Origin of the sequence: Streptomyces sp. NPDC101181, from assembly GCF_044767975.1 — a bacterium.
Taxonomy (GTDB): Bacteria; Actinomycetota; Actinomycetes; order Streptomycetales; family Streptomycetaceae; genus Streptomyces.
In genome coordinates this window covers 169,824-196,482 of record NZ_JBIWOX010000007.1, presented here as the reverse complement: position 1 = coordinate 196,482, position 26,659 = coordinate 169,824, and the positions used below count along the sequence as shown (strand labels likewise).

At 71.1% G+C, this 26,659-nt stretch carries 21 protein-coding genes; 14 read left to right on the top strand and 7 right to left on the bottom strand.

Annotation, left to right across the window (positions count from 1 at the left end; all coding sequences use genetic code 11):
- Positions 1-39 precede the first annotated feature (39 nt).
- Entirely contained in the window at positions 40-1,857 is a 1,818-nt protein-coding gene (locus ACIRRU_RS13415) for a thioredoxin-like domain-containing protein (protein WP_403679437.1), read from the top strand.
- A gap of 93 nt (positions 1,858-1,950) precedes the next feature.
- On the opposite strand, the gene ACIRRU_RS13410 is transcribed toward ACIRRU_RS13415, so the two are convergent.
- The 3 genes from ACIRRU_RS13410 to ACIRRU_RS13400 all read right to left on the bottom strand — a co-directional run bounded on the left by ACIRRU_RS13410 (position 1,951) and on the right by ACIRRU_RS13400 (position 5,745).
- Positions 1,951-2,172 (bottom strand): DUF6458 family protein, encoded by a 222-nt coding sequence (locus tag ACIRRU_RS13410; protein ID WP_403679434.1) that lies wholly within the window; start codon positions 2,170-2,172, stop codon positions 1,951-1,953.
- A gap of 103 nt (positions 2,173-2,275) precedes the next feature.
- Entirely contained in the window at positions 2,276-3,574 is a 1,299-nt protein-coding gene (locus tag ACIRRU_RS13405) for a M18 family aminopeptidase (protein ID WP_403679432.1), read from the bottom strand.
- A gap of 344 nt (positions 3,575-3,918) precedes the next feature.
- Complete coding sequence (locus ACIRRU_RS13400; RefSeq protein ID WP_403679429.1) at positions 3,919-5,745, bottom strand: acyl-CoA dehydrogenase; 1,827 nt, start codon at positions 5,743-5,745, stop codon at positions 3,919-3,921.
- Between the two features lie 167 nt (positions 5,746-5,912).
- Between ACIRRU_RS13400 and ACIRRU_RS13395 the strand changes: the two genes are divergently transcribed.
- The 3 genes from ACIRRU_RS13395 to ACIRRU_RS13385 all read left to right on the top strand — a co-directional run bounded on the left by ACIRRU_RS13395 (position 5,913) and on the right by ACIRRU_RS13385 (position 8,611).
- The gene (locus ACIRRU_RS13395; protein WP_363202967.1) at positions 5,913-6,371 is read left to right on the top strand and encodes an SseB family protein; all 459 of its coding nucleotides are present in this window, start codon (positions 5,913-5,915) and stop codon (positions 6,369-6,371) included.
- A 150-nt stretch (positions 6,372-6,521) separates the two neighbouring features.
- The gene (locus tag ACIRRU_RS13390) at positions 6,522-7,478 is read left to right on the top strand and encodes a pirin family protein (RefSeq protein WP_363202968.1); all 957 of its coding nucleotides are present in this window, start codon (positions 6,522-6,524) and stop codon (positions 7,476-7,478) included.
- Positions 7,479-7,543: 65 nt separating this feature from the next.
- On the top strand, positions 7,544-8,611 hold the full coding sequence (locus ACIRRU_RS13385) for an AI-2E family transporter (RefSeq protein ID WP_403679426.1): 1,068 nt from the start codon (positions 7,544-7,546) through the stop codon (positions 8,609-8,611).
- Positions 8,612-8,655: 44 nt separating this feature from the next.
- On the opposite strand, the gene ACIRRU_RS13380 is transcribed toward ACIRRU_RS13385, so the two are convergent.
- Entirely contained in the window at positions 8,656-10,836 is a 2,181-nt protein-coding gene (locus ACIRRU_RS13380; RefSeq protein ID WP_403679423.1) for a SpoIIE family protein phosphatase, read from the bottom strand.
- A gap of 199 nt (positions 10,837-11,035) precedes the next feature.
- Between ACIRRU_RS13380 and aspS the strand changes: the two genes are divergently transcribed.
- Both aspS and ACIRRU_RS13370 read left to right on the top strand, forming a co-directional pair.
- Positions 11,036-12,835, top strand: a complete 1,800-nt coding sequence (gene aspS / locus ACIRRU_RS13375; protein WP_403679421.1) for an aspartate--tRNA ligase — start codon at positions 11,036-11,038, stop codon at positions 12,833-12,835.
- A 226-nt stretch (positions 12,836-13,061) separates the two neighbouring features.
- Positions 13,062-13,853 carry a L,D-transpeptidase family protein gene (locus ACIRRU_RS13370; protein WP_403679418.1) on the top strand — a complete coding sequence of 264 codons (792 nt, stop codon included), beginning with the start codon at positions 13,062-13,064 and terminating at the stop codon, positions 13,851-13,853.
- A gap of 97 nt (positions 13,854-13,950) precedes the next feature.
- On the opposite strand, the gene metG is transcribed toward ACIRRU_RS13370, so the two are convergent.
- Positions 13,951-15,564 (bottom strand): methionine--tRNA ligase, encoded by a 1,614-nt coding sequence (gene metG, locus ACIRRU_RS13365; RefSeq protein WP_363202973.1) that lies wholly within the window; start codon positions 15,562-15,564, stop codon positions 13,951-13,953.
- A 199-nt stretch (positions 15,565-15,763) separates the two neighbouring features.
- On the opposite strand from metG, the gene ACIRRU_RS13360 reads away from it, so the two are divergent.
- Both ACIRRU_RS13360 and ACIRRU_RS13355 read left to right on the top strand, forming a co-directional pair.
- On the top strand, positions 15,764-16,459 hold the full coding sequence (locus ACIRRU_RS13360; protein WP_403679416.1) for a response regulator transcription factor: 696 nt from the start codon (positions 15,764-15,766) through the stop codon (positions 16,457-16,459).
- An 11-nt stretch (positions 16,460-16,470) separates the two neighbouring features.
- A complete protein-coding gene (locus ACIRRU_RS13355) occupies positions 16,471-17,769 on the top strand; it encodes an ATP-binding protein (RefSeq protein WP_403679414.1) in 1,299 nt (432 codons plus the stop codon).
- On the opposite strand, the gene ACIRRU_RS13350 is transcribed toward ACIRRU_RS13355, so the two are convergent.
- Positions 17,703-19,343 carry a VWA domain-containing protein gene (locus tag ACIRRU_RS13350; RefSeq protein WP_403679411.1) on the bottom strand — a complete coding sequence of 547 codons (1,641 nt, stop codon included), beginning with the start codon at positions 19,341-19,343 and terminating at the stop codon, positions 17,703-17,705. The genes ACIRRU_RS13355 and ACIRRU_RS13350 overlap by 67 nt on opposite strands.
- A gap of 306 nt (positions 19,344-19,649) precedes the next feature.
- Here ACIRRU_RS13350 and ACIRRU_RS13345 point away from each other — a divergent pair, with 306 nt between their 5' ends.
- Together ACIRRU_RS13345 and ACIRRU_RS13340 are read left to right on the top strand one after the other, a co-directional pair.
- Positions 19,650-21,722: a PhoX family protein gene (locus ACIRRU_RS13345; protein ID WP_403679408.1), complete on the top strand. Its 2,073-nt coding sequence runs from the start codon at positions 19,650-19,652 to the stop codon at positions 21,720-21,722.
- A gap of 190 nt (positions 21,723-21,912) precedes the next feature.
- Positions 21,913-22,314 (top strand): RNA-binding S4 domain-containing protein, encoded by a 402-nt coding sequence (locus ACIRRU_RS13340; protein ID WP_403679405.1) that lies wholly within the window; start codon positions 21,913-21,915, stop codon positions 22,312-22,314.
- Between the two features lie 113 nt (positions 22,315-22,427).
- On the opposite strand, the gene ACIRRU_RS13335 is transcribed toward ACIRRU_RS13340, so the two are convergent.
- On the bottom strand, positions 22,428-23,327 hold the full coding sequence (locus tag ACIRRU_RS13335; protein ID WP_403679404.1) for a hypothetical protein: 900 nt from the start codon (positions 23,325-23,327) through the stop codon (positions 22,428-22,430).
- Between the two features lie 119 nt (positions 23,328-23,446).
- Between ACIRRU_RS13335 and ACIRRU_RS13330 the strand changes: the two genes are divergently transcribed.
- The 4 genes from ACIRRU_RS13330 (at position 23,447) to ACIRRU_RS13315 (ending at position 26,520) form a co-directional block, all read left to right on the top strand.
- Positions 23,447-23,854, top strand: coding sequence for a hypothetical protein (locus ACIRRU_RS13330; protein ID WP_403679402.1), 408 nt, complete (start codon positions 23,447-23,449; stop codon positions 23,852-23,854).
- A gap of 170 nt (positions 23,855-24,024) precedes the next feature.
- Entirely contained in the window at positions 24,025-24,633 is a 609-nt protein-coding gene (locus ACIRRU_RS13325) for an NADPH-dependent FMN reductase (RefSeq protein ID WP_403679640.1), read from the top strand.
- A gap of 61 nt (positions 24,634-24,694) precedes the next feature.
- Positions 24,695-25,666 (top strand): ATP-binding cassette domain-containing protein, encoded by a 972-nt coding sequence (locus ACIRRU_RS13320; RefSeq protein ID WP_403679400.1) that lies wholly within the window; start codon positions 24,695-24,697, stop codon positions 25,664-25,666.
- Positions 25,663-26,520: an ABC transporter permease gene (locus ACIRRU_RS13315; protein WP_403679398.1), complete on the top strand. Its 858-nt coding sequence runs from the start codon at positions 25,663-25,665 to the stop codon at positions 26,518-26,520. Before ACIRRU_RS13320 ends, ACIRRU_RS13315 begins: the two co-directional genes overlap by 4 nt.
- Positions 26,521-26,659 lie beyond the last annotated feature (139 nt).

Genomic DNA, 26,659 nt, shown 5'->3' with positions numbered 1-26,659 from the left:
GCGGAATGCGTGCAGGCGGCCACGGTGTTGACTGGTGACATGGCTACACGTGCACGCGTCCGCGCCCCCGAACTCACCGGCAAGGGCGGCTGGCTCAATACAGGTGACCAGCAGTACACCCTCGCTGACCTGCGAGGACGTATCGTCATCCTCGACTTCTGGACGTTCTGCTGTGTGAACTGCCTCCACGTTCTGGACGAGCTGCGCGAGCTGGAGGAGAAGCACCGCGACACCGTGGTGATCATCGGTGTCCATTCGCCGAAGTTCGTCCACGAGGCCGAGCACCAAGCCGTCGTCGACGCCGTCGAGCGTTACGAGGTCCACCACCCCGTCCTGGACGACCCCGAGCTGGCCACCTGGAAGCAGTACGCCGTCCGCGCCTGGCCGACGCTCGTCGTGATCGACCCCGAGGGCTACGTCGTCGCCCAGCACGCGGGCGAGGGGCACGCGCACGCCATCGAGAAGCTCGTCGGTGAGCTGGAGGCCGAGCACACCACCAAGGGCACGCTCCGCCGGGGTGACGGCCCCTACGTCGCCCCCGAGCCCGTCGCCACTCACCTGCGCTTCCCGGGCAAGGCGCTGCTCCTGCCGGACGGGGGCTTCCTCGTCTCCGACACCACCCGGCACCGCCTGGTCGAACTGGACGCTGACGGCGAGACCGTACGGCGCAACTTCGGGACCGGGGAGCGCGGTCTGCGCGACGGCGGTCCGGACGAGGCCCGGTTCAGCGAGCCGCAGGGGCTGGCCGCCCTCCCCGACGGCCGGGTCGCCGTCGCGGACACCGTCAACCACGCCGTCCGGGCCCTCGACCTCACCACCGGGGTGACGAGCACCCTCGCCGGGACCGGCCGCCAGTGGTGGCAGGGGACCGCGACCAGCGGTCCGGCCCGTGAGGTGGACCTGTCCTCGCCGTGGGACATCGCCTGGTTCGGGGACCGGCTGTGGATCGCCATGGCGGGCGTGCACCAGCTGTGGACGTACGACCCCGAGGCCGCAAGCGTGGGCGTCGCGGCCGGGACCACCAACGAGGGGCTGGTCGACGGACCGGCCGCCGAGGCCTGGTTCGCCCAGCCGTCCGGGCTGGCCGTCTCCGCCGACGGTGAGCGGCTCTGGGTCGCCGACTCCGAGACCTCCGCTCTGCGGTACGTCGACCGGGACGGGAACGTGCACACCGCCGTCGGCACCGGGCTCTTCGACTTCGGACACCGGGACGGGGCCGCCGACCAGGCACTTCTTCAGCACCCGCTCGGAGTGACCGCACTGCCCGACGGGTCCGTCGCGATCAGCGACACGTACAACCACGCCCTGCGCCGCTACGACCCGGCCTCCGGCGAGGTCACCACCCTGGCCACCGACATCCGCGAGCCCAGCGACGCGGTGCTGGTCGACGGCGATCTGGTCGTCGTCGAATCCGCCCGCCACCGGCTGACCCGGCTCCGGCTGCCCGACGAGGCGGTCCGGGTCGCGGACCAGGCGCACCGCACCCGGCGCGCGGCCACCGAGATCGCCCCGGGCACCCTCCGGCTCGACGTGGTCTTCCAGGCGCCCGCCGGGCAGAAGCTGGACACCCGCTACGGTCCCTCGACCCGACTGCTGGTCTCCGCGACCCCGCCCGAACTGCTGGCGGACGGCTCCGGCACGGGCACCGACCTCGGCCGGGACCTGGTCCTCGCGGACGGGATGACCGAAGGCGTCCTGCACGTCTCCGCGATGGCCGCGTCCTGCGACGACGACCCGGCCAACGAGTACCCGGCCTGCCATGTCCACCAGCAGGACTGGGGGGTACCGGTCCGCGTCACGGCCGACGGCGCCGCCCGGCTGCCGTTGGTACTGGCCGGGATGGACGACCAGGGCTGAGACGAGGGCCGGGCCGCTGCGAGGGTCCGTCGTCGCCCCGCACGACAGGCGGCAGGCGACGACGGACCCTCGCAGCGGCCCGGCTTCTTCAGCTCAGTGGTAGTGCTGCTGATCGTCGTGGACGACCGCGGTGTTCGTCGGCACGACCATCCGACGGCGCCGCGCGATGCTCATGTAGACGAAGACCCCGATGAGTCCGACGAGCATCATGATCCAGCCGACCAGGTCGATGTTGATGCCGTCGACCTGCCAGTCGGTGGCGAACGCCAGGATGGCGCCGACGCCGATCAGGAGAATGCATCCTCCGAGTCCCATGATTCCCGCCTCCTCGACCGCCCGGTGAGTCCGGACCGCTGTACGAGGCGGGTACCCGGCCCGGCAACAAGCATGTGCGCCAAGGCGGTTGGCCTTGTAACGGTCAGCCCGCCAGGAACGCGGCCAGTGCGTTCGCCAGCAGATAGGGGTCGTCGGCGCCGCACAGTTCGCGCGCGCTGTGCATGGAGAGAATCGCGACGCCGATGTCCACGGTCTGGATGCCGTGGCGGGCCGCGGTGATCGGGCCGATCGTCGTTCCGCAGGGCATCGCGTTGTTGGAGACGAAGCTCTGCCACGGCACGCCCGCCCTCTCGCAGGCCGCGGCGAACACCGCCCGGCCGCTGCCGTCGGTGGCGTACCGCATGTTGACGTTGACCTTGAGGATCGGCCCGCCGTTGGCGACCGGGTGGTGCGTCGGGTCGTGCCGCTCCGCGTAGTTGGGGTGCACCGCGTGCCCGGTGTCGGAGGAGAGGCAGACCGTCCCCGCGAAGGCGCGGGCGCGGTCCTCGTACGTGCCGCCGCGCGCGAACACCGAGCGCTCCAGCACCGATCCGAGCAGCGGCCCGTCGGCCCCCGTGTCGGACTGGGAGCCGTTCTCCTCGTGGTCGAAGGCCGCCAGCACCGGGATGTAGGGGATCTCGGCGTCGGGCTGACCGGCGACGGCGGACAGGGCGGCCGTCGCGGCGTGCACCGAGAGGAGGTTGTCCATCCGCGGCCCGGCCACCAGCTCCCGGTCCCGGCCGAGGTAGGAGGGCGGCTCGATCGCGTGCGGCATCAGATCCCAGCCGGTCACGTCCGCCGCGTCGACCCCCGCCTCCTCGGCGACGAAGCGGATCAGGCCGCCCTCCTCCACATCGCCGAGCCCCCAGATCGGCTGCATGTGCCGCTGCCGGTCCAGCTTGAGCCCCTCGGTGTTGGCCGACCGGTCCAGGTGGACGGCGAGCTGCGGCACCCGCAGCAGCGCCCGGTCGATGCTGACCAGCCGGTGACTGCCGTCCCGCAGCGAGATCCGTCCGGCCAGGCCGAGATCCCGGTCGAGCCAGGTGTTCAGCAGGGTGCCGCCGTAGACCTCGACGGCGATCTGGCGCCAGCCGTGCGCACCGCTGTCGGGCAGCGGCTTCACCCGGAGGTTCGGGGAGTCGGTGTGCGCGCCCGCGATCCGGAACGGGGTGTGCGCCTCGGCGCCCTCCGGCACGTACCAGGCGATGATCGCCCCGCCGCGCAGCACGTACTTCCCGCCGGTCGAGGCGTCCCAGGCGGCGGTCTCCTCGACCTGACGGAACCCGGCCTTCTCCAGCCGGGCGGCTGCGTTGGCGACGGCGTGGTACGGGGACGGGCTGGCCGCCAGGAAGGACATCAGGTCATCGGTGTGCGCACGGTCGAACCGGAGAGGGGAACTCATGTTCTTCACTGTAACGAGGACTCGCGGTCCGCTATCCGGTCACGGGGCGAGGCCCCGCCCCTACAGCTCACCGATCGAGGTCAGCGGAGCCGGGGGGGCGACCTCCACGGCGAGGAGGAGGTCTGCGGCTTCGTGACGGGTCTGGCTGAGCCCCGCCACCCACGAGGCCGGAGTCGTCCGGCTGACGGGGCGGCGATTCGGGCAGTGCCTCGGCGGTCATGGTTCCTCCCCGGACGGGATTCCGGGCCGTGCACCCAGCGTATTTCAGCCGACACGACAGCGCCGCCACCCGAAAGATCTCGGGTGGCGGCGCCGGTTGACGGACCGGTCGGGCGAGTGGGGTCCTAGAACGCGGCCTCGTCCAGGTCCATCAGGGAGTTGTCGACGGTCTCGGCGAGGGCGCGCTCGGTCGAGACGCCCGGCAGGACGTTCGCGGCGAAGAACTTCGCGGCGGCGATCTTGCCCTGGTAGAAGGCGGCGTCCTTGGCGGAGGCGGACGGCAGCTTCTCGGCGGCCACGACCGCGCCCTTGAGCAGCAGGTACCCGACGACGACATCGCCGGAGGCCATCAGCAGGCGGGTCGTGTTGAGGCCGACCTTGTAGATGTTCTTGACGTCCTCGCCGGTCGCGGTGAGGTCGGTGATCATCGTGCCGACGATCGCCTCCAGGTCCACGGCCGCCTTGGCGAGCGAGTCCAGCGCGGGGGCCAGGTCATCGTTGCCCTGGCTGGTGGCGAGGAACTTCTTGATCTCCTCGGAGAGCGTGTTGAGCGAGGCGCCCTGGTCACGGACGATCTTCCGGAAGAAGAAGTCCTGGCCCTGGATCGCCGTGGTGCCCTCGTAGAGCGTGTCGATCTTGGCGTCGCGGATGTACTGCTCGACCGGGTACTCCTGGAGGTAGCCGGAGCCGCCGAAGGTCTGGAGCGACTGCGCGAGCTGCTCGTAGGACTTCTCGGAGCCGTAGCCCTTCACGATCGGCAGCAGCAGGTCGTTCAGGCCGTTCAGCGCCTTGGCGTCCTCGCCCACGGCCTCCCTCTCCTGGATCGCGTCCTGGACCGAGGCCGTGTAGAGCACGAGGGAGCGCATGCCCTCGGCGTACGCCTTCTGCGTCATCAGCGAGCGGCGGACGTCGGGGTGGTGCGTGATGGTGACCTTGGGCGCGGTCTTGTCCATGAAGTTCGCCAGGTCCGGACCCTGCACGCGCTCCTTGGCGTACTCCAGCGCGTTCAGGTAGCCCGTGGAGAGGGTGGCGATGGCCTTCGTGCCGACCATCATGCGGGCGAACTCGATGATGCGGAACATCTGGCGGATGCCGTCGTGCTTGTCGCCGATCAGCCAGCCCTTGGCGGGGATCTGGTCGCCGAAGGTCATCTCGCAGGTGTTGGAGGCCTTGAGGCCCATCTTGTGCTCGACGTTCGTGGCGTAGACGCCGTTGCGCTCGCCCAGCTCGCCGGTGGTCCGGTCGAAGTGGAACTTCGGGACCATGAAGAGCGACAGGCCCTTGGTGCCCGGCCCCGCGCCCTCGGGGCGGGCGAGCACGTAGTGGATGATGTTCTCGGACATGTCGTGCTCGCCCGAGGTGATGAAGCGCTTCACTCCCTCGATGTGCCAGGAGCCGTCCTCCTGCTGCACGGCCTTCGTCCGGCCGGCGCCGACGTCGGAGCCCGCGTCCGGCTCGGTCAGCACCATCGTCGAGCCCCACTGCTTCTCGACGGCGATCTCGGCGATCTTCTTCTGCTCCTCGTTGCCCTCCTCGAAGAGGATGCCGGCGAACGCCGGGCCGGAGGAGTACATCCACACGGCCGGGTTCGAGCCGAGCAGCAGCTCCGCGTAGCCCCAGATCAGGGAGCGCGGCGCGGTCGTGCCGCCGATCTCCTCCGGCAGGCCCAGGCGCCAGTACTCGGAGTCCATGAAGGCCTGGTACGACTTCCTGAAGCTCGCCGGGACCGGGGCGGTCCTGGTCTCCGGGTCGAACACCGGCGGGTTGCGGTCGGCGTCGGTGAAGGAGTCGGCGAGCTCGTTCTCCGCGAGCCGGGCGACCTCCTCCAGGATGCTCTTCGCGGTGTCGACGTCCATCTCACCGAACGGACCGGCGCCGTACACCTTGTCGCGCCCGAGGACCTCGAAGAGGTTGAACTCGATGTCGCGGAGATTCGACTTGTAGTGCCCCATGGGAAGGCTCCGTAATCAATAGCAGTGGCGCGCAGCGCCCCGGGGAGTGGTGCGGGTCGGGCGACAGGCAGGCATGGGTCGAACAGCTGACCTCTACGATGATGCTACCCGTCAGTAATAAGGTGCAACCCCTCAAGCCGTAGATGTGTCCGATTACTCTTTGCGGTATGTACGGCTACGACCAGAACCCTGGTGCTCAGCAGCAGATGGGTCAGACGGGTCAGATGGGCGGCGGGTACGCGGACCAGCCGCTGTATCCCGAACCGTCGCCGCCCTCCCTGGCCGACGCGGTACGGGCCTTCACCACCGGCTCTCTCTCCGCCGAGGACTTCCAGCAGATCTTCGCCTCGTCGAAGGTCTACTGCCCGCGCGGCGACAATCCCGGCTTCCTGGCGCTGCACAACACGCAGCAGCCGGTCATCCCGATGTTCACCACGCTCAAGGAGCTGCGGCGGTACGCCGGCAAGGAGTCCAAGTACTTCGTGATCACCGGGGCCGAGGTGATCGACCTGCTGCCGACGGGATACGGCTTCGTCCTGGACATGGAGGGCGATCACCGGATGGTCTTCGACGCCAAGGCCGTCGAGCAGATGGTCGACTTCGCGATGCGCCGTATGTACGGGTAGGCGGCCCGCCGCACGACGGCCGAGGGCCCGCGCCGCTTGTGGTGCGGGCCCTTTCCGCTGCCCGGGGAGCCCCGGGAATGCGCGACGCCTTGCAGGATGTTCACCGTTCAACTAAATTGGCTCCAGAACACTCGCCCGGAGGTGGCTCCCATGCCCGCAGTGACCGTCGACAACCCGCTGACCCTGCCCAAGGTGACAGCCTCGGGTGACGCCGTGGCCCGTCCCGTGCTCGCCGTCACGACCGCGCCCAGCGGGTTCGAGGGCGAGGGCTTCCCGGTGCGGCGCGCGTTCGCCGGGATCAACTACCGGCACCTCGACCCGTTCATCATGATGGACCAGATGGGTGAGGTGGAGTACGCCGCCGGGGAGCCGAAGGGCACCCCCTGGCACCCGCACCGCGGCTTCGAGACGGTCACGTACCTGATCGACGGGACCTTCATCCACCAGGACTCCAACGGTGGCGGCGGCACCATCGAGAACGGCGACACCCAGTGGATGACCGCGGGGTCGGGGCTGCTGCACATCGAGGCGCCGCCGGAGTCGCTCGTCATGTCCGGCGGGCTCTTCCACGGTCTCCAGCTCTGGGTGAACCTGCCCAAGGCCGACAAGATGATGAACCCCCGCTACCAGGACATCCGCGGCGGCGAGGTCCAGCTCCTCGCCTCCCCGGACGGCGGGGCGCTGCTCCGGGTCATCGCCGGTGAGCTCGACGGCCACGAGGGCCCCGGCATCACCCACACCCCCATCACGATGATCCACGCCACCGTCCGTCCCGGCGCCGAGGTGACACTGCCCTGGCGCGAGGACTTCAACGGCCTCGCCTACGTCCTGGCCGGGCGCGGTTCGGTCGGCGCCGAGCGCAGGCCGATCGCGATGGGCCAGACCGCGGTGTTCGGCTCGGGCGGTGCGCTCACCGTCCGCGCGGACGAGCGGCAGGACGGCCACACCCCGGACCTGGAGGTCGTCCTGCTCGGCGGCCGCCCGATCCGGGAGCCGATGGCGCACTACGGTCCCTTCGTGATGAACAGTCAGGCCGAGTTGCAGCAGGCCTTCGAGGACTTCCAGGCGGGCCGCCTGGGAACGGTCCCCGCCGTCCACGGCATGTGACGGACTGTCACCCGTACGGTGTGCGTCGACGAGCCCGCCGACGCACACCGTGATCGGCTGGGAGGGTGCCCGCATCCAAGCCCCTCCTCCCCGAGAGCGCCCGCCGCACCGCCGCCTGGTGCGGCGTCGTCCTGCTCGTCGTGGGCGTCGCCGCCGTGGCGATCTGGCTGGTCGTCGAGCTCAAGACCGCGGTCACCCCGGTGCTGCTGGCCCTTCTCGGCACCGCGCTGCTCGGCCCCGTGCACCGCTGGCTCATCGCCCGTCGCCTCAACCGGTCGCTGGCCGCGGGACTGACCTGCGCGGCCCTCGTGGCGGTGGTCGGCGGGGCCGGGTACATCGTGGTCACCGCCCTCGTCGACTCCGGGGCGCAGATCGTCGCCTCGCTGAAGGACGCCGGTCAGTGGATCGTCGACCATCTGAACATCGGCGGCAGCACCGATGTCGACAGCCTCACCGACAACGCGAAGAGCCTGGTCGACAAGTTCGGGGCGAGCGCGGCGGGCGGTCTGCTCAGCGGCATCAGCCTGGTCGGTTCGCTGGTCGCGACCAGCGTGCTGGCCCTGCTGCTGACCTTCTTCTTCCTGCGCGACTCGGACCGGGCCGTGCACCTCGCCCACTCGGTGGCCCCGCGGGGCACCGGCGGCCTGGTGGAGGCCATGGGGCGCCGGGCGTTCGAGGCCGTCGAGGGCTTCATGCGCGGGACGACGTTCATCGCCCTGATCGACGCCGTGTGCATCACGGTGGGCCTGCTGATCCTGGACGTGCCGGGGGCGGTGGGGCTGGGCGCGCTGGTCTTCGTCGGCGCGTACATCCCGTATCTCGGTGCGTTCGTCTCCGGCACGGTCGCGGTGCTCGTCGCGCTGGCGGACCGGGGGTTCGTGACCGCGCTGTGGGCCCTGGGGGTGGTGCTCGCGGTCCAGGTGCTGGAGGGCCATGTGCTCCAGCCGGTGATCCAGAGCCGTACGGTCCAGATGCACCCCGCCATGATCATGGTCGCGCTCACGGCGGGGGCGAGCGTGGCGGGCCTGCTGGGCATGCTGCTGGCCGTCCCGGTGTGCGCGGCGGCCTTCGGCGTCCTGGGCGAGCTCCGCAAGGGCCACGGCTCCCCTCCGGCGCCCGAGCCCGCTCCGTAGCGGTCACCGCCGGGGGCCTGCGCGGCGGGGCCGCGCAGACGGCCTCAGGAGGCGGCTTCCGCCAGCTCCTGCCCTTCTTCTCCTTCTCCCTCCCCCTCGCCTCCTGCCTGCTCTGCGGGCTGCTCCGGCTCCTGCGACTCGTACAGCTCGAACCAGATCGACTTGCCCTCGCCCCGGGGGTCCACCCCCCACGCGTCCGCGAGCATCTCCATCAGGACCAGCCCCCGCCCGCTGGACGCCATCTCGCCGGGCCGCCGCTTGTGCGGCAGTTCGTCGCTCGCGTCCGCGACCTCGACGCGCAGCCGCCGCTCACCCCGCTCCCCGCCGATCTCGGCCACCATCAGCGCGTCCCCGTCCGTGTGGACGAGCACGTTGGTGGCCATCTCGGAGACCATCAGGACCGCCGAGTCGATCTGCTCCGGGTCGTTCCAGTCGTGCAGGAGCTCCCGCACCAGCTGCCGCCCCACCGAGATCCGCTCGGGCTCGGCCTGCGCGATGGTCAGCACGCTGCGCCGCGGCGGGGCCTGCCGGGCCGCGGCGATCTCGCGCCGCAGCACCAGCACCGCGATGTCGTCCTCCCGCCGGTCCGCGAGCGGCCCCGTCGTGTAGTGCGACGTCGGCCCGTGCACGGCCTGGACCAGGGCGTCGGCCAGCTGCTCCAGATCCTCGGTGGGCTCCTCCAGGACCGGCCGCAGCCGGGTCCAGCCGGTGGCCATGTCGTGTCCGCCGGTCTCGATCAGGCCGTCCGTGCACAGCATGATCGTCTCGCCGGGCTCCAGGACCACCCGGGTGGTGGGGTAGTCCGAGTCCGTCTCGATGCCGAGCGGCAGTCCGCCCGCCGTCTGCCGGATCACCGCGGTGCCGTCGGCGCTGACCACCACCGGGTCCGGATGGCCCGCCCGAGCGATGTCCAGGGTCCCGGCCTCCGGGTCCACCTCCGCGTACAGGCAGGTCGCGAACCGCGGCGCCGCGGGCTCCTCGTCGCCCTCCACGCTCTCGTACGCGTCGGTGAGCCCGGACAGGAAGCGCGAGGCCCGGGAGAGCACCGCGTCCGGGCGGTGCCCCTCGGAGGCGTAGGCGCGCAGAGCGATGCGGAGCTGGCCCATCAACCCGGCGGCCCGCACGTCGTGACCCTGGACGTCCCCGATGACCAGGGCGATACGCCCGTTGGGCAGCGTGATCATGTCGTACCAGTCGCCGCCGACCTGGAGGCCGCCACCGGTCGGCACGTACCGCGCGGCCACCGTCATCCCGGGGATGTCCGGCCCCAGGGTCGGCATCATCGAGCGCTGGAGCCCCAGCGACAGTTCGCGCTCCGTCTCGGCGACCCCGGCACGGGCCAGGGCCTGGGCCAGCATCCGGGCCACCGTGGACAGGACCGCGCGCTCGTCGGGCGAGAACCCCACCGGATGCCGGAACCCGGCCATCCAGGCCCCCATCGTGCGGCCGGAGGACACCAGCGGCAGGAAGGCCCAGGACCGGCGGCCGAAGCGCCGGGCGAGCGGCCAGGTGATGGGGAAGCGGCGGCGGTACTCGTCCGGCGACGGGAGGTAGATCGCCCGGCCGGTACGGACCACCTCGGCGGCCGGGTAGTCGGTCTCCAGCGGCATGTCGGTGAAGGGGTCCTCGTCCCCGACGTTGTGCCCGTGGTGCCCGATGATCGTCAGCCGCTCCCCGGCGACCCCGAAGACCGCCAGCCCGTCCGGGGAGAAGCCCGGCATGGACAGCGATCCGGCGACCCGCAGCACCTCCTCGGTGGACCGGGCCTCGGCCAGTGCCCGCCCGGCATCCAGCAGGAACGCCTCCCGGGAGCGGCGCCAGTCCCCGGTGATCGGCGTGTGCGTGGCGTCGGAGGAGCCCGGCTGGGGTTCGGCGACCTCCTGGAGGGTGCCGATGAGGAGGTAGTTCTCGGTGTCCCGGTCGTCCGGGAAGACCGGCTTGGAGCGGCTGCGTACGGTGCGCAGCACCCGTCCGCGCTCATCGACGATCCGCAGCCGTGCTTCGGCCAGGGTGTCCTCGGCGACGGCGAGGTTCACGATCCCGTAGATCTCGTTCCAGTCGACCGGGTGGAAACGGGAGCGCACGGCGGACTCGCGGTAGGCGCCGGGCTCGGGAGGCAGCCCGAGCAGCCGGGCCGCCTCCGCGTCGAGCGTGACCGTGCCGGCTGCGTTGTCCCAGCGCCACAGGCCGGTCGCGATCGCGGCCAGGACTTCCTCGGTGCGCATTGCCCCACTTTAGGAAGATGTGCTCGGCGGACGCCACCGAGGGGGCATCCGGAGCGCGTCCCGGCCGGAGCCCGGCGGGGACACCGCGGGGCCGAGGGAGGAGAGCACCACTGACCGAGGGAGCTCAAGCGCCCCCGCGCCGGGCGGTAGCCTGGGGTGGCTTATCCCGCCCCTAATCGCGAAGACTGGATGAACGACGATGCATCGGTACAGGTCCCACACCTGCGGCGAGCTCCGCGCCTCTGACGTCGGCACCGACGTCCGGTTGAGCGGCTGGCTGCACAATCGCCGAGACCTGGGCGGCATCCTCTTCATCGATCTGCGCGACCACTACGGTCTGGTGCAGCTCGTCGCGCGTCCCGGCACCCCCGGCAACGATGCGCTGGCGAAGCTGACCAAGGAGACCGTCGTCCGGATCGACGGCAAGGTCTCCGCGCGCGGCGCCGACAACGTCAACCCGGAGCTTCCGACCGGCGAGATCGAGATCGAGGTCACCGAGGTCGAGGTGCTCGGCGAGGCGGGCCCGCTGCCGTTCACGATCAACACCGAGGACGGCGTCAACGAGGAGCGGCGCCTGGAGTACCGCTTCCTCGACCTGCGCCGTGAGCGTATGCACCGCAACATCATGCTGCGCTCGGCCGTGATCGCCTCCATCCGCTCCAAGATGGTGGCCCTCGGCTTCAACGAGATGGCGACCCCGATCCTCACCGCGACCTCCCCCGAGGGCGCCCGTGACTTCGTCGTGCCGTCCCGGCTGAACCCCGGCAAGTTCTACGCGCTGCCGCAGGCTCCGCAGCAGTTCAAGCAGCTGCTGATGATCTCGGGCTTCGACCGCTACTTCCAGATCGCGCCCTGCTTCCGCGACGAGGACGCCCGCGCGGACCGTTCGCCGGGCGAGTTCTACCAGCTCGACGTCGAGATGTCGTTCGTCGAGCAGGAGGACGTCTTCCAGCCGATCGAGAAGCTGATGACCGAGCTGTTCACCGAGTTCGGCAACGGCCGCGAGGTCACCTCGCCGTTCCCGCGCATCCCGTTCCGCGAGTCGATGCTGAAGTACGGCAACGACAAGCCTGACCTGCGCGCCAAGCTGGAGCTCGTCGACATCTCGGACGTCTTCGCCGACTCCGAATTCAAGGCGTTCTCGGGCAAGCACGTCCGCGCGCTGCCGGTCCCGGACACCGCGGGCCAGTCCCGGAAGTTCTTCGACGGCCTCGGTGAGTACGCCGTCGAGCAGGGCGCCAAGGGCCTGGCCTGGGTGCGGGTGGGCGAGGACGGCACGCTGGCCGGTCCGATCGCCAAGTTCCTCACCGAGACCGACGTCAAGACGCTCACCGAGCGACTCGCGCTCGTCCCGGGCCACGCGGTCTTCTTCGGCGCGGGCGAGTTCGACGAGGTCTCCAAGATCATGTCGGCGGTCCGGGTCGAGGCCGCCAAGCGCGCCGGCCACTTCGAGGAGGGCGTCTTCCGGTTCTGCTGGATCGTCGACTTCCCGATGTACGAGCGGGACGAGGAGACCGGGAAGATCGACTTCTCGCACAACCCCTTCTCGATGCCCCAGGGCGGCCTCGCCGACCTGGAGGAGAAGGACCCGCTGGACATCCTCGCCTGGCAGTACGACATCGTCTGCAACGGAATCGAGCTGTCCTCGGGCGCCATCCGTAACCACGAGCCCGAGCTGATGCTCAAGGCCTTCGAGATCGCCGGGTACGACCGCGAGACCGTGGAGCACGAGTTCGCGGGCATGCTCCGCGCGTTCCGCCTCGGCGCCCCGCCGCACGGTGGCATCGCCCCGGGCGTCGACCGCATCGTGATGCTGCTGGCGGACGAGCCCAACATCCGCGAGACGATCGCCTTCCCGCTCAACGGCAACGCCCAGGACCTGATGATGGGCGCCCCGACCGAGCTGGACGAGACCCGTCTGCGGGAGCTGAACATCCAGCTGCGCAAGCCGGTCGCCGCGAAGGGTGCGGGGACGCCGGAAAGGCCCGCCGAGAAGTAGGGCGCCCGTCCGCCCCCTCTCCGCCTTGCGCATGTTTCACGTGAAACAGCCCCCGGTCACCTGATCGGGGGCTGTTTCGTCGCGTGCGGCGGAACACCGGTGGCGGCCGGGCGACGCGGTACGGCCGGATGGCCCCGATGCGGATTCGGCCGGGCCGGGCCCGGCAAAGACTGGCACCGAGACACCCCTACCGCACCGCGTGCCGCCACCCGAGGAGCCAGTCACCGTGTCTGTCCCGCGCCGTCCGCCGGCCCTGCTCGCCGCGCCGCTTCTCGCCCTGCTCCTCCTGCTCACCGGCTGCTCCTCCGCCCCGCCCTCCGCCCCCGCGTCCGATCCGGTGCGCGGAGCGGCGGGCCCCCAGTCCGACGCCGCGTCCGGCAACCGGTCCTCGCCCAGGGCCACGCCCACGCCGGCTCCCACGCCCGCCGAGATCCCCGGCCTGGGGCCGGGGACCCGGGCGAGCATCCCGGAGGACGCCCGGCAGGCGTTCGTCGTCACGGGGGAGGAAGCCGACGCCAACCAGTCCAGCGCGACCCTCTACAGCCGCGAGGACTCCGCCAAGGGCTGGAAACCGGTCGCGGGCCCCTGGCAGGCGCACAACGGCATGGAGGGCTGGACCGACCACCACGTGGCGGGCGATCTGCGCTCCCCGACGGGCGTCTACTCCCTCACCGACGCGGGCGGCCGTCTCCCCGATCCAGGCGCTCTGCTCCCGTACGACGAGCACCCCCGGTTCGCGCTGGACGGTGTCGGCTTCTTCGGGGAGCCGCTGGAGGGTTCCTTCGACCACGTCATCGCGATCAACTACAACCGCACGGAGGGCGTCAGCCCTCTGGACCGCACCCGTCCCCTCGGCCTCGGACGCGGCGGCGGCATCTGGATCCACGTCGACCACGGGGGCCCCACCCAGGGCTGCGTCTCGGTCCCGGAGAACCGGATGAAGGAGCTGCTGCGCACTCTGGACCCGGAGTTGAGCCCGGTGATCGTGATGGGGGACGCCCAGTCGCTGAAGCGGTGAGCCGACCCGTACGCCTGCGGCTCACCGCTGCCGTACGCGTACGCACAGGAGCCCGGAACCGTGAACCACGGTTGCGGGCTCCTGTGCGTACGGGGTGTTACGCCGGCTTCTCCTCCAGGCGGGGGAAGAGCACCGCGCCCTTCGTCACCGTCGCGCCGACGGGCAGGACGCCCCAGGCACCCGCGTCCTGGACCCTCTGGTCGGCCAGGGCGCCCAGGGACTCCTCGGCGCCCAGGGACTCCCAGAGCTTCTGGGAGGTCTCCGGCATCACGGAGTTCAGCAGGACCGCGACCCCGCGCAGCGACTCGGCGGCCGTGTACAGGATGGTCGCCAGACGGGCCTGGCCCTCCGGGGTGGTGTCCTTGGCCACCTTCCACGGCTCCTGCTCCGTGATGTAGCCGTTCACCTGCTTCACGAAGTCGAAGACGGCCAGGATGCCGCCCTGGAAGTCCAGCTCCTCGCCGATCTTCCGGTCGGCGGCCGCCACGGCCTCCGCGAGGCCCTCCCGCACGGCCCGCTCGGCGTCTCCGGAGGCCGTCGCCTCCGGCAGCGCCCCGCCGAAGTACTTGCCGACCATCGCCGCGACGCGCGAGGCGAGGTTGCCGTAGTCGTTGGCCAGCTCGGAGGTGTAGCGGGCGGAGAAGTCCTCCCAGGAGAACGATCCGTCGCTGCCGTAGGAGATGGCCCGCAGGAAGTACCAGCGGTAGGCGTCGACGCCGAAGTGCGAGGTCAGATCCTGCGGCTTGATGCCGGTCAGGTTCGACTTGGACATCTTCTCGCCGCCGACCATCAGCCAGCCGTTGGCGACGACCTTGCCGGGCAGCGGCAGACCCTGGGCCATCAGCATCGCGGGCCAGATCACCGAGTGGAAGCGGAGGATGTCCTTACCGATGAGGTGCACGTCCGCCGGGAACGTCCCGTCGAACTTCTCCTGGTTGGCGCCGTAGCCCACCGCCGTCGCGTAGTTGAGCAGCGCGTCGACCCACACGTAGATGACGTGCCGGTCGTCCCACGGCACGGGGACGCCCCAGTCGAACGTCGAGCGGGAGATCGACAGATCCTGGAGACCCTGCTCGACGAAGTTCACCACCTCGTTGCGCGCCGACTCGGGCTGGATGAAGCCCGGGTTCGCCGCGTAGAACTCCAGCAGCTTCGGGCCGTACTCGCTCAGCTTGAAGAAGTAGTTCTCCTCCTTGAGGAGTTCCACCGGCTTCTTGTGGATCGGGCAGAGCTTCTGCCCGGCGAAGTCGCCCTCGCCGTCGATGAGATCGCCGGGGAGCTTGTACTCCTCGCAGCCCACGCAGTACGGGCCCTCGTAGCCGCCCTTGTAGATCTCACCCTTGTCGTACAGGTCCTGCACGAACTCCTGCACCCGGTCGGTGTGCCGCTTCTCCGTGGTCCGGATGAAGTCGTCGTTCGCGATGTTCAGATGCTCCCAGAGCGGCTTCCACGCCTCCTCGACGAGCTTGTCCGCCCAGGCCTGCGGAGTGACGTCGTTCGCCTCGGCCGTGCGCATGATCTTCTGACCGTGCTCGTCCGTGCCGGTGAGGTACCACACCTTCTCGCCGCGCTGGCGGTGCCAGCGCGTGAGCACGTCGCCCGCGACGGTCGTGTAGGCGTGGCCCAGGTGAGGAGCGTCGTTGACGTAGTAGATGGGGGTCGAGACGTAGTACGCCGCCGCCCCCTGCTTCTCGGATCCAGTGGCCGCCATGGGCGAAATCCTAACGGCCCGTCGAAGATCCACTCACATCGATAAAGCACCCACCGCGGCCGGGGCCGTGAGGGGAGAGCTCCGCGAAACCCTCCTTGCCGTCATGCTGCCGTCATGCTTCCCGCGGGGAGGCCGCATCCTGGTGGGGGGAGCGGACAGCGGGCAGCGGACAAGCGCGCACGAGGCAGGGGAGATCACCATGCGGGTACTGGTCGCCGAGGACGAGGAGATCCTGGCGGAGCTGGTCGCCACCGGACTGCGCCGCGCCGGTTTCGCCGTCGACACGGTCTACAGCGGCGACGCGGCCCTCGCCTACCTCGGACTGCACGACTACGACGTCGTCGTGCTCGACCGCGACCTTCCCCGGGTGCACGGCGACGACGTGGCCCGCCGCCTGGTCGCCTCCGGGTCGCGCACCCGCATTCTGATGCTCACCGCCTCCGGAGCCATGGAGGACCGGGTCGCCGGGCTCGACCTCGGGGCCGACGACTACGTGAGCAAGCCCTTCGACTTCCCCGAGCTGGTCTCCCGCGTGCGCGCCCTGCGCCGCCGCAGCGCCCGCCCCGTACCGCCCCAGCTGGAGCGGCACGGCATCCGGCTCGACACCGTACGGCGCTCCGCTTTCCGCGACGGCCGGGACCTGGACCTCTCGCCCAAGGAGTTCACCGTGCTGCAACTGCTGCTGGAGGCCGACGGCGGGACGGTCGGCGCCGACGAGCTGCTGGAGCGGGCCTGGGGCACCAACGCCGAATCCGCCCCGGGCTCTGCCCTCTCGTCGTCCGAGCAGGAAAGGCCCCACTCCGGTGCCGTACGGGTCTGTGTGAGCCAGCTCCGCGGCAAGCTGGGCGAGCCCGCGCTGATCCGCACGGTGCAGGGCGCGGGGTACGCCCTGTGAGGCGCCCGGCCGTGGCGCGGAGGCTGCTCGACGCGTCGAAGCTGCCGCACTCGACGATCAGGACCCGCATCGCCCTCGTGTACGGCGGGGTCTTCCTGGTGCTCGGCACCGCTCTGCTGGCCACCGTCAACCTGGCCTCCCGCGCCGGTACGGAGACCGAGGCGCGGGCCATCGCGTCCTCCGCCGTGGAACTGCCGCCCGGGTACACCGTGAACGGGCCGCTCATCGTCCGCGGCCCGAACGGCGGGCCCACCGTGTACGAACTCACCGACCACGTCAGCGACGCGGCGGGCGAGCAGCTCATGTACTGGTCGTTCGCCGCGCTGCTCGTGATGACGGCGGGCGCGGTCGGCGTGGGCTGGTGGACGGCGGGCCGGGTGCTGCGGCCCGTCCACGCGATGACCGCGAAGGCCCGCAGCCTCTCCGAGCGGACCCTGCACGAGCGGATCGCCTCCAGCGGGCCCGACGACGAGCTGAGGGAACTGGGCGAGACGCTGGACGCGCTGCTGGACCGGCTGGAGAAGGCGTTCGACAGTCAGCGCAGGTTCATCGCGAACGCCTCGCACGAGCTGCGCACCCCGCTGGCCACCCAGCGCGCCGCGATCCAGATCGGCCTGGACGATCCGTCCCCCGCGGACCTCGCCGCCACCCGGCAGACCTTGCTGGACGCCAACCGGCGCAGCGAGCGCCTCATCGAGGGGCTGCTCGTCCTGGCCCGCAGCGAACGGGGCCTGGCCTCCGACGAGCGGGAGGAGGTCCGCCTCGACCAGGTGGTGCGGGAGGAGACGGCCCGCTGCCCGGGGGCGGGGCTGACAGCGACAGAGGCGAAGGCCGGGGAGGGCCCGGAGGCGCGGGCACAGGACGGCGAAGGGGCCGCCGTGCGCGTCGCGGCCGCCGTCTGCCGGGTCCGCGGCAACCGGCTGCTGCTCGCCCAGCTGGTGGCGAACCTGCTGGCCAACGCGGTCACGTACAACGTGCCGGGCGGCTCGGTGGAGGTCTCGCTGACCGAGGACGGCGCGCTGCTGGTCCGCAACACCGGGCCGGTGGTCTCCGAGGCCGACATAGCGGAGTTCTTCGAGCCGTTCCGGCGAGGCGAGGGACGGGACCGGATGGGCCCGGGGTCGGGCCTCGGGCTGTCGATCGTACGGTCCATCGCGACGGCTCACGGCGGGACGGTCACGGCGGTACCGTGCCCGGAGGGCGGCGGTCTCGCCGTGACCGTGCGGCTGCCGGCCGACGGGGCTCAGACCCCGCGGGCGGCTCCGCGAGCGGCGGTCCAGGCGGGCAGACCGGCCAGCACCGCCTGGTAGAGCTCGGCGTCCGCGATCTCCCGGGGGGTCGGGCCCGCGTGGAAGAACCCGGCGTTCGGAAGGTTCAGCCTCCGCAGGAAGTCGAAGCCCTTCCCGTCCTGCTCGCCGAAGGCGACGAACTGGAAGTACAGCGGCAGCCGCGCGGCCTCCGCGAGCGCCTGACGGGCGGCCTGCTTGGCGTCCGGCGGACCGTCCGTCTGGAAGATCACGAGCGCCGGACCGGTGGCCCCCGCCTTCTCGTGCTGGGCGACGACCTCTTCGATCGCGCGGTGGTAGTGCGTCCGGCCCAGGCGGCCGAGCCCGGCGTTCAACTCGTCGACGCGGCCCTCGTGGCCGGACAGCTCGATCGTGCCGGTGCCGTCGATGTCGGTCGAGAAGAAGACGACGGACACGCTGGCGTCCTCGTCCAGGTGCGCGGCGAGCGCGAGCGTCCGGTCGCCCAGGTGCTGGGCGCTGCCGTCCTTGTAGAACGGCCGCATCGAGCCGGAGCGGTCGAGCACCAGGTAGACGCGGGCGCGCAGCCCGGTCAGCCCGTGCGCCTTGAGCGCCGCCTGCGCCGTCTTGTACGGGGCGACGAGCCGGGGGGCCCGTGACCGGACCCGCGCGAGGGTGGTGGCGGGCTTGCCGGGGGCGGCTGCGGGAGCGACGACAGGGGCGTCAGCGGCGCCGGAGACGGCGGTCTCGGGTCCGGTGGTGCCGAGGCTTTCGGGCTCCGTCCCAGCGGACTCGGTGATCTCGGCGGACTGGGCGGCGGCCGGGGTGGCTGTCGCTGCCTGGGGGGCCTCAGGGGCCTGCGGGGCCTGCGGGGTTTTGGGAGTCTCAGGGGTCTTGTCGGTCTCGGGCGCGGCCTCCGGGGCTTCCGCGACGGGAGCGTCCACGGTGGCCGCGGGCTCCGGCATCGGAACGGGCGAGGGCACGGGCGCGACGGCCGCTTCCGGCGCGGGTGCGGGCTCCCGCCCGGACGAGTCCCGGATCTCCGGCTCGGCCGGTGAGGCGGGCGCCGGCCCGGCTTCGGGCCCGGCTTCCGACGGGGCCGCGCGTGTGGCCTCCGGCTCCGGCTTCGGCTCCGGCTTCTGGGCAGGCACGGAGACCGGGGCCTCGTCGAGGTCGAAGTCGATCGTGATCGCCTCCGGAGCCGCTGCGGCCGGGACCGGAGCCGCGGACTCCGTCGGCTTCGTCGCCTCGGGCGTGGTCCCCTCCGAGCGTCCCTCCGGTGTTGCCGCCGGGGCGGAGCCCTGCGCGGGGACGGTCGGCGTCGGCCTGGCCGGGGCGGCGGCCTTGTCGAAGGCCTCCGCCACCAGGTCGGCGGCGCGCGAGCCGCCGCGCTCCGCGGAGCCGCCGCCGGTGTCCGCGGCGGAGGGGGCGGCCGGGGTGGCGGGGGACGCCGGCGAGGCCGGGGCCGGGATGGACGCCTTCGGCTCCTCCGGTTCCGCCGCGGACCCGGCCGCCGAAGTGGTCTCCTGCTCCGCCTCCTTGGGCTGGGTGCGCTCGGCCTGGGGCGGGACGGTGGCCGTGGCCGGCTCGTCCTGCTCCGTGCGGCCGAACACCTTGCGCAGCAAGCTCCGAATGCCCATGGGCGAGGCCTTTCGCATGAGTTGGGTGCGGTGAATGTCCGACCTGGAGGAATTCATCCCTGGCCAGGACGGATACGTAAGGTTAGCGGCCGGATCCGGCCGTTCGCCGGTGCGGCCCACCCCCGCGTCAACCGAGCCGACAGTGATCCCCGAGCGTGCCCGTGGTCCGTCTCAGGCCGTGTCCACCGGACCACCTCGCGGAAACAGCGGTGGTCCGGACTTCACCCTCTGTTCATCGGAAGTCCCTCGGGTCGCGTGGAGCCGCCCCTACCGTCACGCACGAGTACATAGACGGAGGGAATCCACGTGCGTAATCTGCTGCCGCTCATCAGCTCGCATCCGGGTGGGCGTTCCGCGCTGACCTGCCGCTTCCGCTGCGGGGACGCCTGCTTCAAGGAGACGCCCAACACCAGTGACAACGCGTACGCCGGTGACATCATCGCCGGTGCGCTGTCCCGCCGCTCGATGATGCGCGCCGCCGCCGTGGTCACCGTCGCCTCCGCCGCCGGCGCGGCCGCGTTGACCGGCCCGAACGCCCCGCAGGCGGAGGCCGCGGCGCTCGCCGGACACGGCCACGGTAAACCCTGGCCGCCGCAGAAACCGGGCTCCTCCGGCGCCCGCGGCCTGCGGTTCGCGCCGGTCGCGCCGAACACGAACGACAAGGTGACCGTCCCCGACGGCTACGCCCAGAACGTGGTGATCCGGTGGGGCGACCCGATCCTGCGCGGGGCGCCCGCGTTCGACCCGGACAAGCAGACCGCGAAGGCGCAGGCGGGCCAGTTCGGTTACAACAACGACTTCCTCTCCCTGCTGCCGCTGCGCGGGGAGCGCGGCCGTCAGGTCCTGGTCGCCAACCATGAGTACACGGACGAGGTGATCATGTTCCGTGGCTACGATCCGGCCAACCCGACCCGCGAGCAGGTGGAGATCGCCTGGGCCGCGCACGGACTGTCTGTGGTCGTCGTCCAGGAGGAGCACCGCACCGGCAAGCTGGGAGCGGTCAGCCGTCACCCGCTGAACCGCCGTCTCACCGTCACGAGTGAATTCCGCCTCACCGGACCTGCCGCGGGCAGCACCCTGCTGCGGACGTCCGCCGATCGCTCTGGCCGCAAGGTGCTCGGCACCCTCAACAACTGCGCCGGTGGTACGACCCCTTGGGGCACCACGCTGCACGGTGAGGAGAACTTCAACCAGTACTTCGCCAACGGCACCACCGCCATGCACAAGCGGTACGGGATCGGCACCAGCGCTACCGAGCGCAAGTGGGAGCGGTTCGACCGCCGGTTCGACCTGGCGAAGGAGCCCAACGAGGCCAACCGCTTCGGCTGGGTCGTCGAACTCGACCCGTACGACCCGGACTCCACCCCGCGCAAGCGGACCGCGCTGGGCCGGTTCAAGCACGAGGCGGCCCAGCCCCGGCTGACCGCGGACGGCCGCCCGGTCGTCTACATGGGCGACGACGAGAGGTTCGACTACTTCTACAAGTTCGTCTCCAGCAAGCGGATGAAGAAGGGCAACTCGCGGGCCGCCCGTGAGCACAACCTGACGCTGCTGGACGAGGGCACGCTGTATGTCGCCAAGCTGACCGGCGACTCCCCGGCCACGGAGATCGACGGCACCGGAAAGCTTCCCGCCGACGGTGAGTTCGACGGCAGCGGCGTCTGGATCCCGCTGGCCACCGGCACCACCTCGCACGTCCCCGGCATGACCGCCGAGGAGGTGTACGTCTACACCCGTGCGGCCGGTGACAAGGTCGGCGCGACCAAGATGGACCGCCCCGAGGACATCGAGCCCTCCCCGCGCACCGGCCGGGTCTACGTGGCGCTCACCAACAACACCGACCGGGGCAAGGCGGGCAAACCTGGGGCGGACGAGGCCAACCCGCGCAACGCCAACAAGCACGGTCAGATCCTGGAGCTCGCGGAGAACTGGGACGACCCGACGAGCGACGGGTTCGCCTGGCGGCTCTTCCTCGTCGCGGGCGATCCGGACGACCCGGCGACGTACTTCGCCGGCTTCCCCAAGGAGAGCGTCAGCCCCATCTCCTGTCCCGACAACGTGGCGTTCGACGCGTACGGCAACCTGTGGATCTCGACCGACGGTAACCAACTCGGATCCCACGACGGCCTGTTCGGCGTGGCGACGCAGGGTGACCGACGGGGCGAGCTGAAGCAGTTCCTGACCGTGCCGACCGGAGCGGAGACCTGCGGTCCCGTCATCCAGGACCGCCGCGTCCTGGTCGCCGTCCAGCACCCGGGCGAGGTCGACGGCGCGACCGTGGACAAGCCCGCGAGCAGCTGGCCGGATGGACCCGGCAAGATCGTTCGCCCCTCCGTCGTCGCCGTCTGGCGCAAGGACGGGCGCGACATCGGCGTGTGATCCGGCCTCTGTCGAGAGGGGGCGACAGGGGGCCGGGGACACCGGCGGCCTCCGGAGACGTGCGGAGACTCGGGAAGGCCCTGGAGGCGGACTCGGCGCGAAGCCGGGTCCGCCTTCGCGTGGGCGTTCCGCACCGGGGGAGGATGCGGACGCCCTACCGGAGCGAGCGCGTCGCATTACAGTCGGACCCATGGTTTCCGGTGACGCACCACAGGCGGCGGGGAGCGTCCGGGTCGACGCGTGGATCTGGTCGGTCCGGCTGACGAAGACCCGCTCCCAGGCGGCCGCCGCCTGCCGGGCGGGGCATGTGAAGGTCGGCGGGGAGCGGGCCAAGCCCGCCCAGATCGTCCGCGTCGGCGACGAGGTACGGCTGCGGCACGCGGGGCGGGACCGGGTGGTCGTCGTCTCGAAGATCGTGAAGAAGCGCGTCGGGCCCCCGGTGGCCGTGGAGTGCTACATCGACAACAGTCCGCCTCCGCCTCCGCGTGAGCTGGCGATCCAGGTCCCCGTACGGGACCGGGGCGCGGGTCGCCCCACCAAGCGCGACCGCCGCGAGATGGAACGCCTTCAGGGACGCCCGCCGGAGCAGTGACCGGGCACTCCGGAGCAGCGATCGGAGCGCTGAGGAGCATGGCGGCGGGGGCCCTTCGCCTCGGCGGCTGTTTCACGTGAAACAGCCGCCCGACTCCGTTTCCGTACCCCGTGTCAGCTCCGCGTGGCGGTGGGCCGAGGCTTTCGGCGTCCCAGGAGGAGACGGGTGAGCAGCGCGCCGACGAGCAGGACAGCACCGGCGGCCAGCACCACCCACACCGTGGTCCGCAGCGAAGCGGTCAGGGCGTCGACGACCGCGGCGGCCGCGTCACGGTCCTGACCCGGTGCCTCCTCCAGCGCCCGGCTCCGGCCGACCGCGACCACGATCCGGAGCACGATCGCACCGAGCGCCAGTCCGCCGCCCACCACCGCGGTGACCCACAGCCCTCTCCGCGCCCCACGCCGTACCGTGGCGAGGCCCACCACCAGGACGAGGAGCACCACGGTGGCCACCGCGGGCCAGATGCTGCAGTAGCGCAGCCACCGCAAGGAGGCCCTGAGGCTGTCGGCCTGGTCGGGGCCTAGCACGGTGATCTCCGTCCGCTGGACCGGGATCCGGTCGGCGAACGGCACCCCGTCGCGCACGAGTTCCTGCTTGACCTGGTCGATGACCGGTGCCAGATCGATGCGCACGGACTGGCCGCCGTCACCGTTCAGCGCGTCCTCCACCACGCCGTGGGCGCCTCGGTTCGCGGTGTCCCAGGCTTTACCGAAGGCCGTGGTGGTCGTGAAGGAACGCACGGTCTCGTGCAGGAAGTCCCGGACCGTGTCCTGGAGCGGCCCGAGATCGATCTGGCTCATCGCCTCTTCGGTGATCACCTCCGTGACGGTGGACCGCACCGCCGGGTCGGAGGAGAGCGGGGAGACGGCGGCGACGTACCGGTCGGTGTCGTCGATCTCCAGGTCGACCCAGGCGGAGAGCGCGCTGAACGGCACCAGGACGGCGAGCAGCACGAGCAGGACCGCCGAGAGGGCAGTCGAGGTCGCTGAGATCGCTGAATGAAGGGTCCGCACCCCACCAGGGAATCCCGTACGGAGTCGGCCCGCTCCGGACCGTAGGCCATTCGAGTTGCCGGGCGGTGCGGGCGGGTGTGCTCTGGAGGGACGGGGGGCGACGGAAGGAGCTGTCCGCGATGGCCACACACGCAGCCATGCCCGGCCGGAGGACCCCCCGGGCGCACGCACGGCCCCGCCGCCGCACCACGCTCGCCTGGGCGCTGCCATTGGTGCTCGGTGTGATCTACGGCTTCTACGCGGCCTTCATCCGCCGCGACGGCGGCCCCAGCACCGGCGGGCAGGTTCTGCTCGGCCTCGTCTCGGGCGCCGCCCTGGCAGCGCTCTGCTTTGCGCTGGGCCGGACCCAGCGGTCCCTGCCGCTCGTGCTGCGGGCGGTGGCGTACGGAGCGCTCACCGCTTCTGCGATCGGCTTTCTGGTGAGCCTCACCGACACCAGTGTGCTGCGGTCGGCCGGGCTGGGGCTGGCGGTGGGCGCGGGCGTCCTCGTCGTCACGTTCTACACGCTCTACAGCCGGGAGACCTGAGGGCCGGGAGCCGGGACCTGAGGGCCCGGAGCCTGCCGTGCGAGGCTCCGCGTCCGGCCCGCTCGTGCACGAGCGCGGCCGCCAGATTCAATCTGGCGGCCGCGCCTCGCCGTCTCGCGCCCACAGGGTGAGGAAAGCGGGAGGAGGAGCGAGTGATCACGGACGACGGGATCGATGAGGACGCGGGCAGCAGCAGTGGTGACGGTGGCATCGCGGGCACCGGCGATCCGCTGCGGGTCGCCGTGATCATCGGCAGTACGCGCGAGGGGCGGATCGGCGACGCGGTCGGCCGCTGGTTTTTGGAACGGGCCCGGGGCCGGACGGAGCTGGAGCTCGCCGTCCTGGATCTCGCCGCGTTCGACTTCCCCGTGCACTACCCCGGGCGGGCCACGGAACAGATGACGGAGTTCACCGAGGCGATCGCCGAGGCCGAGGCCTATGTCGTGATCACCCCGGAGTACAACCGCTCGTTTCCCGCCTCGCTGAAACAGGCCATCGACTTCGCCTACGACGAGTGGCAGACCAAGCCGGTCGCGTTCGTGAGTTACGGACACGGCTCCGCCGGGCTGTACGCGGTGGAGCAGCTGCGCTCGGTCTTCACCGAGCTGCACACGGTGACCCTGAGAAACGGGGTCGCCCTCGACTTCCTCCAGCAGCCGCTGGAAGGCCGGCCCGGGGACGGCGGACGGGACCGTGCCGTGGGACTGATGCTCGACCAGCTCGGCTGGTGGGGCTGGGCGCTGCGCGAGGCACGGGCCACCCGCCCCTACGTCTCCTGACCCCGGCACACCGGGCCGAAGCGCATCGCACCCTGAACAGACGACCTCCAAGGAATGGATCATGAGTACTGAACTGGCCATCGAGACCGCGGGGCTGGTGAAGGTCTTCGGCGACAACCGCGCGGTGGACGGCGTCGACCTGGCCGTCCCGACCGGCACCGTCTACGGCGTCCTCGGACCCAACGGAGCGGGGAAGACCACCACCGTCCGCATGCTGGCGACCTTGCTGCGGCCCGACGGCGGAACGGCCCGGGTGTTCGGCAAGGACGTGGTGAAGGACGCCGACGCGGTCCGCAGCCGGGTCAGTCTGACCGGGCAGTACGCCTCGGTGGACGAGGACCTAACGGGTGCGGAGAACCTCGTTCTGCTGAGCCGTCTCCTCGGGCACTCCAAGCCCGCGTCCCGCGACCGGGCGGCCCAGCTGCTCGAAGGATTCGGGCTGAGCGAGGCCGCGGGGAAGCAGGTGAAGAACTACTCCGGTGGTATGCGGCGGCGTATCGACATCGCCGCGTCCATCCTCAACACCCCCGACGTGCTGTTCCTGGACGAGCCGACCACCGGACTCGACCCCCGCAGCCGCAACCAGGTGTGGGACATCGTGCGGGCGGTCGTCGCCCACGGCACCACGGTCCTCCTCACCACCCAGTATCTGGACGAGGCCGACCAACTGGCCTCCCGTATCGCCGTCATCGACCACGGCAGGGTCATCGCCGAGGGCACCAAGGGCGAGCTGAAGGCCTCCGTCGGATCCGGCACCGTCCACCTGCGGCTGCGGGACGCCGACCAGCGGGCCGAGGCCCAGCAGATCCTGGCGTCCGCGCTGGACGCGGTGGTCCAGCTGGACGCGGACCCGGTGGCCCTGACCGCCCGGGTCGACGGGCACAGCACCGAGCAGGGCGCCTCGGAACAGGCCGGACGGGCTCTCGCCGAGCTGGCCCGGTGCGGCATCACGGTCGACAACTTCTCGCTGGGACAGCCCAGCCTCGACGAGGTCTTCCTCGCACTCACGGACAAGAAGGGAGTGGCGGCATGAGCACCGCGACCGCCAAGACGGAGCTGGAAGACATCGCGCTGGCCGATCCGGACCGGGAGAGGCTCTCCGCGCTCCTGGTGGGCCACGACCGCCCGCCGAGGCCCAGCGCCCTGTCTGCGTCGGTGACCTTCGGCTGGCGCGCCATGCTGAAGATCAAGCATGTGCCGGAACAGCTCTTCGACGTCACCGCTTTCCCGATCATGCTGGTCCTGATGTACACGTATCTCTTCGGCGGGGCTCTGGCGGGCTCCACGCAGGAGTACATCCAGTTCCTGCTGCCCGGCATCATGGTGATGAGCGTCGTGATGATCACGATGTACACGGGGATCGCGGTCAACACCGACATCGCCAAGGGCGTCTTCGACCGGTTCCGTACCCTGCCGATCTGGCGACCCGCACCGATGGTCGGCTATCTGCTCGGTGACGTCCTGCGCTATCTGCTGGCGTCCGCGGTGATGCTCGCCGTCGGCATGATCATCGGGTTCCGCCCGCAGGGCGGCGCCATCGGTGTGCTCGCCGGGGTCGGTCTGCTGGTGTTGTTCTCGTTCGCGTTCTCCTGGATCTGGACGATGTTCGGCCTGCTGCTGCGGACCGAGAAGTCCGTCATGGGCGTCAGCATGATGGTGATCTTCCCGCTGACCTTCCTCAGCAACGTCTTCGTCGATCCGGGGACGATGCCGGGCTGGCTCCAGGCCTTCGTGAACAACAGCCCGGTCACCCACCTCGCCACGGCGGTGCGCGAGCTGATGGCGGGCAACTGGCCCGCCGCGGACACCGCTTGGACGCTGGGCTGGTCCGCCGTGTTCCTGGTGGTCTTCGGTGCGGCGACGATGCGGCTCTACAACCGCAAGTGACCGACGACGCCCGGGACCGGCCGGTCGGCCGGTGCGGCCCGGCCCGGCGAAGGTGGAGGGGGGCGGCTGATGGCGGGGCCGGGGAGGGGCGGCTCGCCCCGCCCGGACGGATCCGCCCGGGGGCGCGGTTCGGGCTTAG

Excerpts from the sequence above, each read along its gene's own strand:
- ACIRRU_RS13415 (WP_403679437.1), top strand. The coding sequence starts at position 40 with ATGGCTACACGTGCACGCGTCCGCGCCCCCGAACTCACCGGCAAGGGC.
- ACIRRU_RS13380 (WP_403679423.1), bottom strand. The coding sequence starts at position 10,836 with ATGCGCACCGAGGAAGTCCTGGCCGCGATCGCGACCGGCCTGTGGCGC.
- ACIRRU_RS13405 (WP_403679432.1), bottom strand. The coding sequence starts at position 3,574 with ATGAGTTCCCCTCTCCGGTTCGACCGTGCGCACACCGATGACCTGATG.
- metG (WP_363202973.1), bottom strand. The coding sequence starts at position 15,564 with ATGGCGGCCACTGGATCCGAGAAGCAGGGGGCGGCGGCGTACTACGTC.
- ACIRRU_RS13330 (WP_403679402.1), top strand. The coding sequence starts at position 23,447 with ATGGCCACACACGCAGCCATGCCCGGCCGGAGGACCCCCCGGGCGCAC.
- ACIRRU_RS13410 (WP_403679434.1), bottom strand. The coding sequence starts at position 2,172 with ATGGGACTCGGAGGATGCATTCTCCTGATCGGCGTCGGCGCCATCCTG.
- ACIRRU_RS13395 (WP_363202967.1), top strand. The coding sequence starts at position 5,913 with ATGTACGGCTACGACCAGAACCCTGGTGCTCAGCAGCAGATGGGTCAG.
- ACIRRU_RS13340 (WP_403679405.1), top strand. The coding sequence starts at position 21,913 with ATGGTTTCCGGTGACGCACCACAGGCGGCGGGGAGCGTCCGGGTCGAC.
- ACIRRU_RS13360 (WP_403679416.1), top strand. The coding sequence starts at position 15,764 with ATGCGGGTACTGGTCGCCGAGGACGAGGAGATCCTGGCGGAGCTGGTC.
- ACIRRU_RS13400 (WP_403679429.1), bottom strand. The coding sequence starts at position 5,745 with ATGGGGCACTACAAGTCGAATCTCCGCGACATCGAGTTCAACCTCTTC.
- ACIRRU_RS13390 (WP_363202968.1), top strand. The coding sequence starts at position 6,522 with ATGCCCGCAGTGACCGTCGACAACCCGCTGACCCTGCCCAAGGTGACA.
- ACIRRU_RS13320 (WP_403679400.1), top strand. The coding sequence starts at position 24,695 with ATGAGTACTGAACTGGCCATCGAGACCGCGGGGCTGGTGAAGGTCTTC.
- ACIRRU_RS13315 (WP_403679398.1), top strand. The coding sequence starts at position 25,663 with ATGAGCACCGCGACCGCCAAGACGGAGCTGGAAGACATCGCGCTGGCC.
- ACIRRU_RS13350 (WP_403679411.1), bottom strand. The coding sequence starts at position 19,343 with ATGGGCATTCGGAGCTTGCTGCGCAAGGTGTTCGGCCGCACGGAGCAG.
- aspS (WP_403679421.1), top strand. The coding sequence starts at position 11,036 with ATGCATCGGTACAGGTCCCACACCTGCGGCGAGCTCCGCGCCTCTGAC.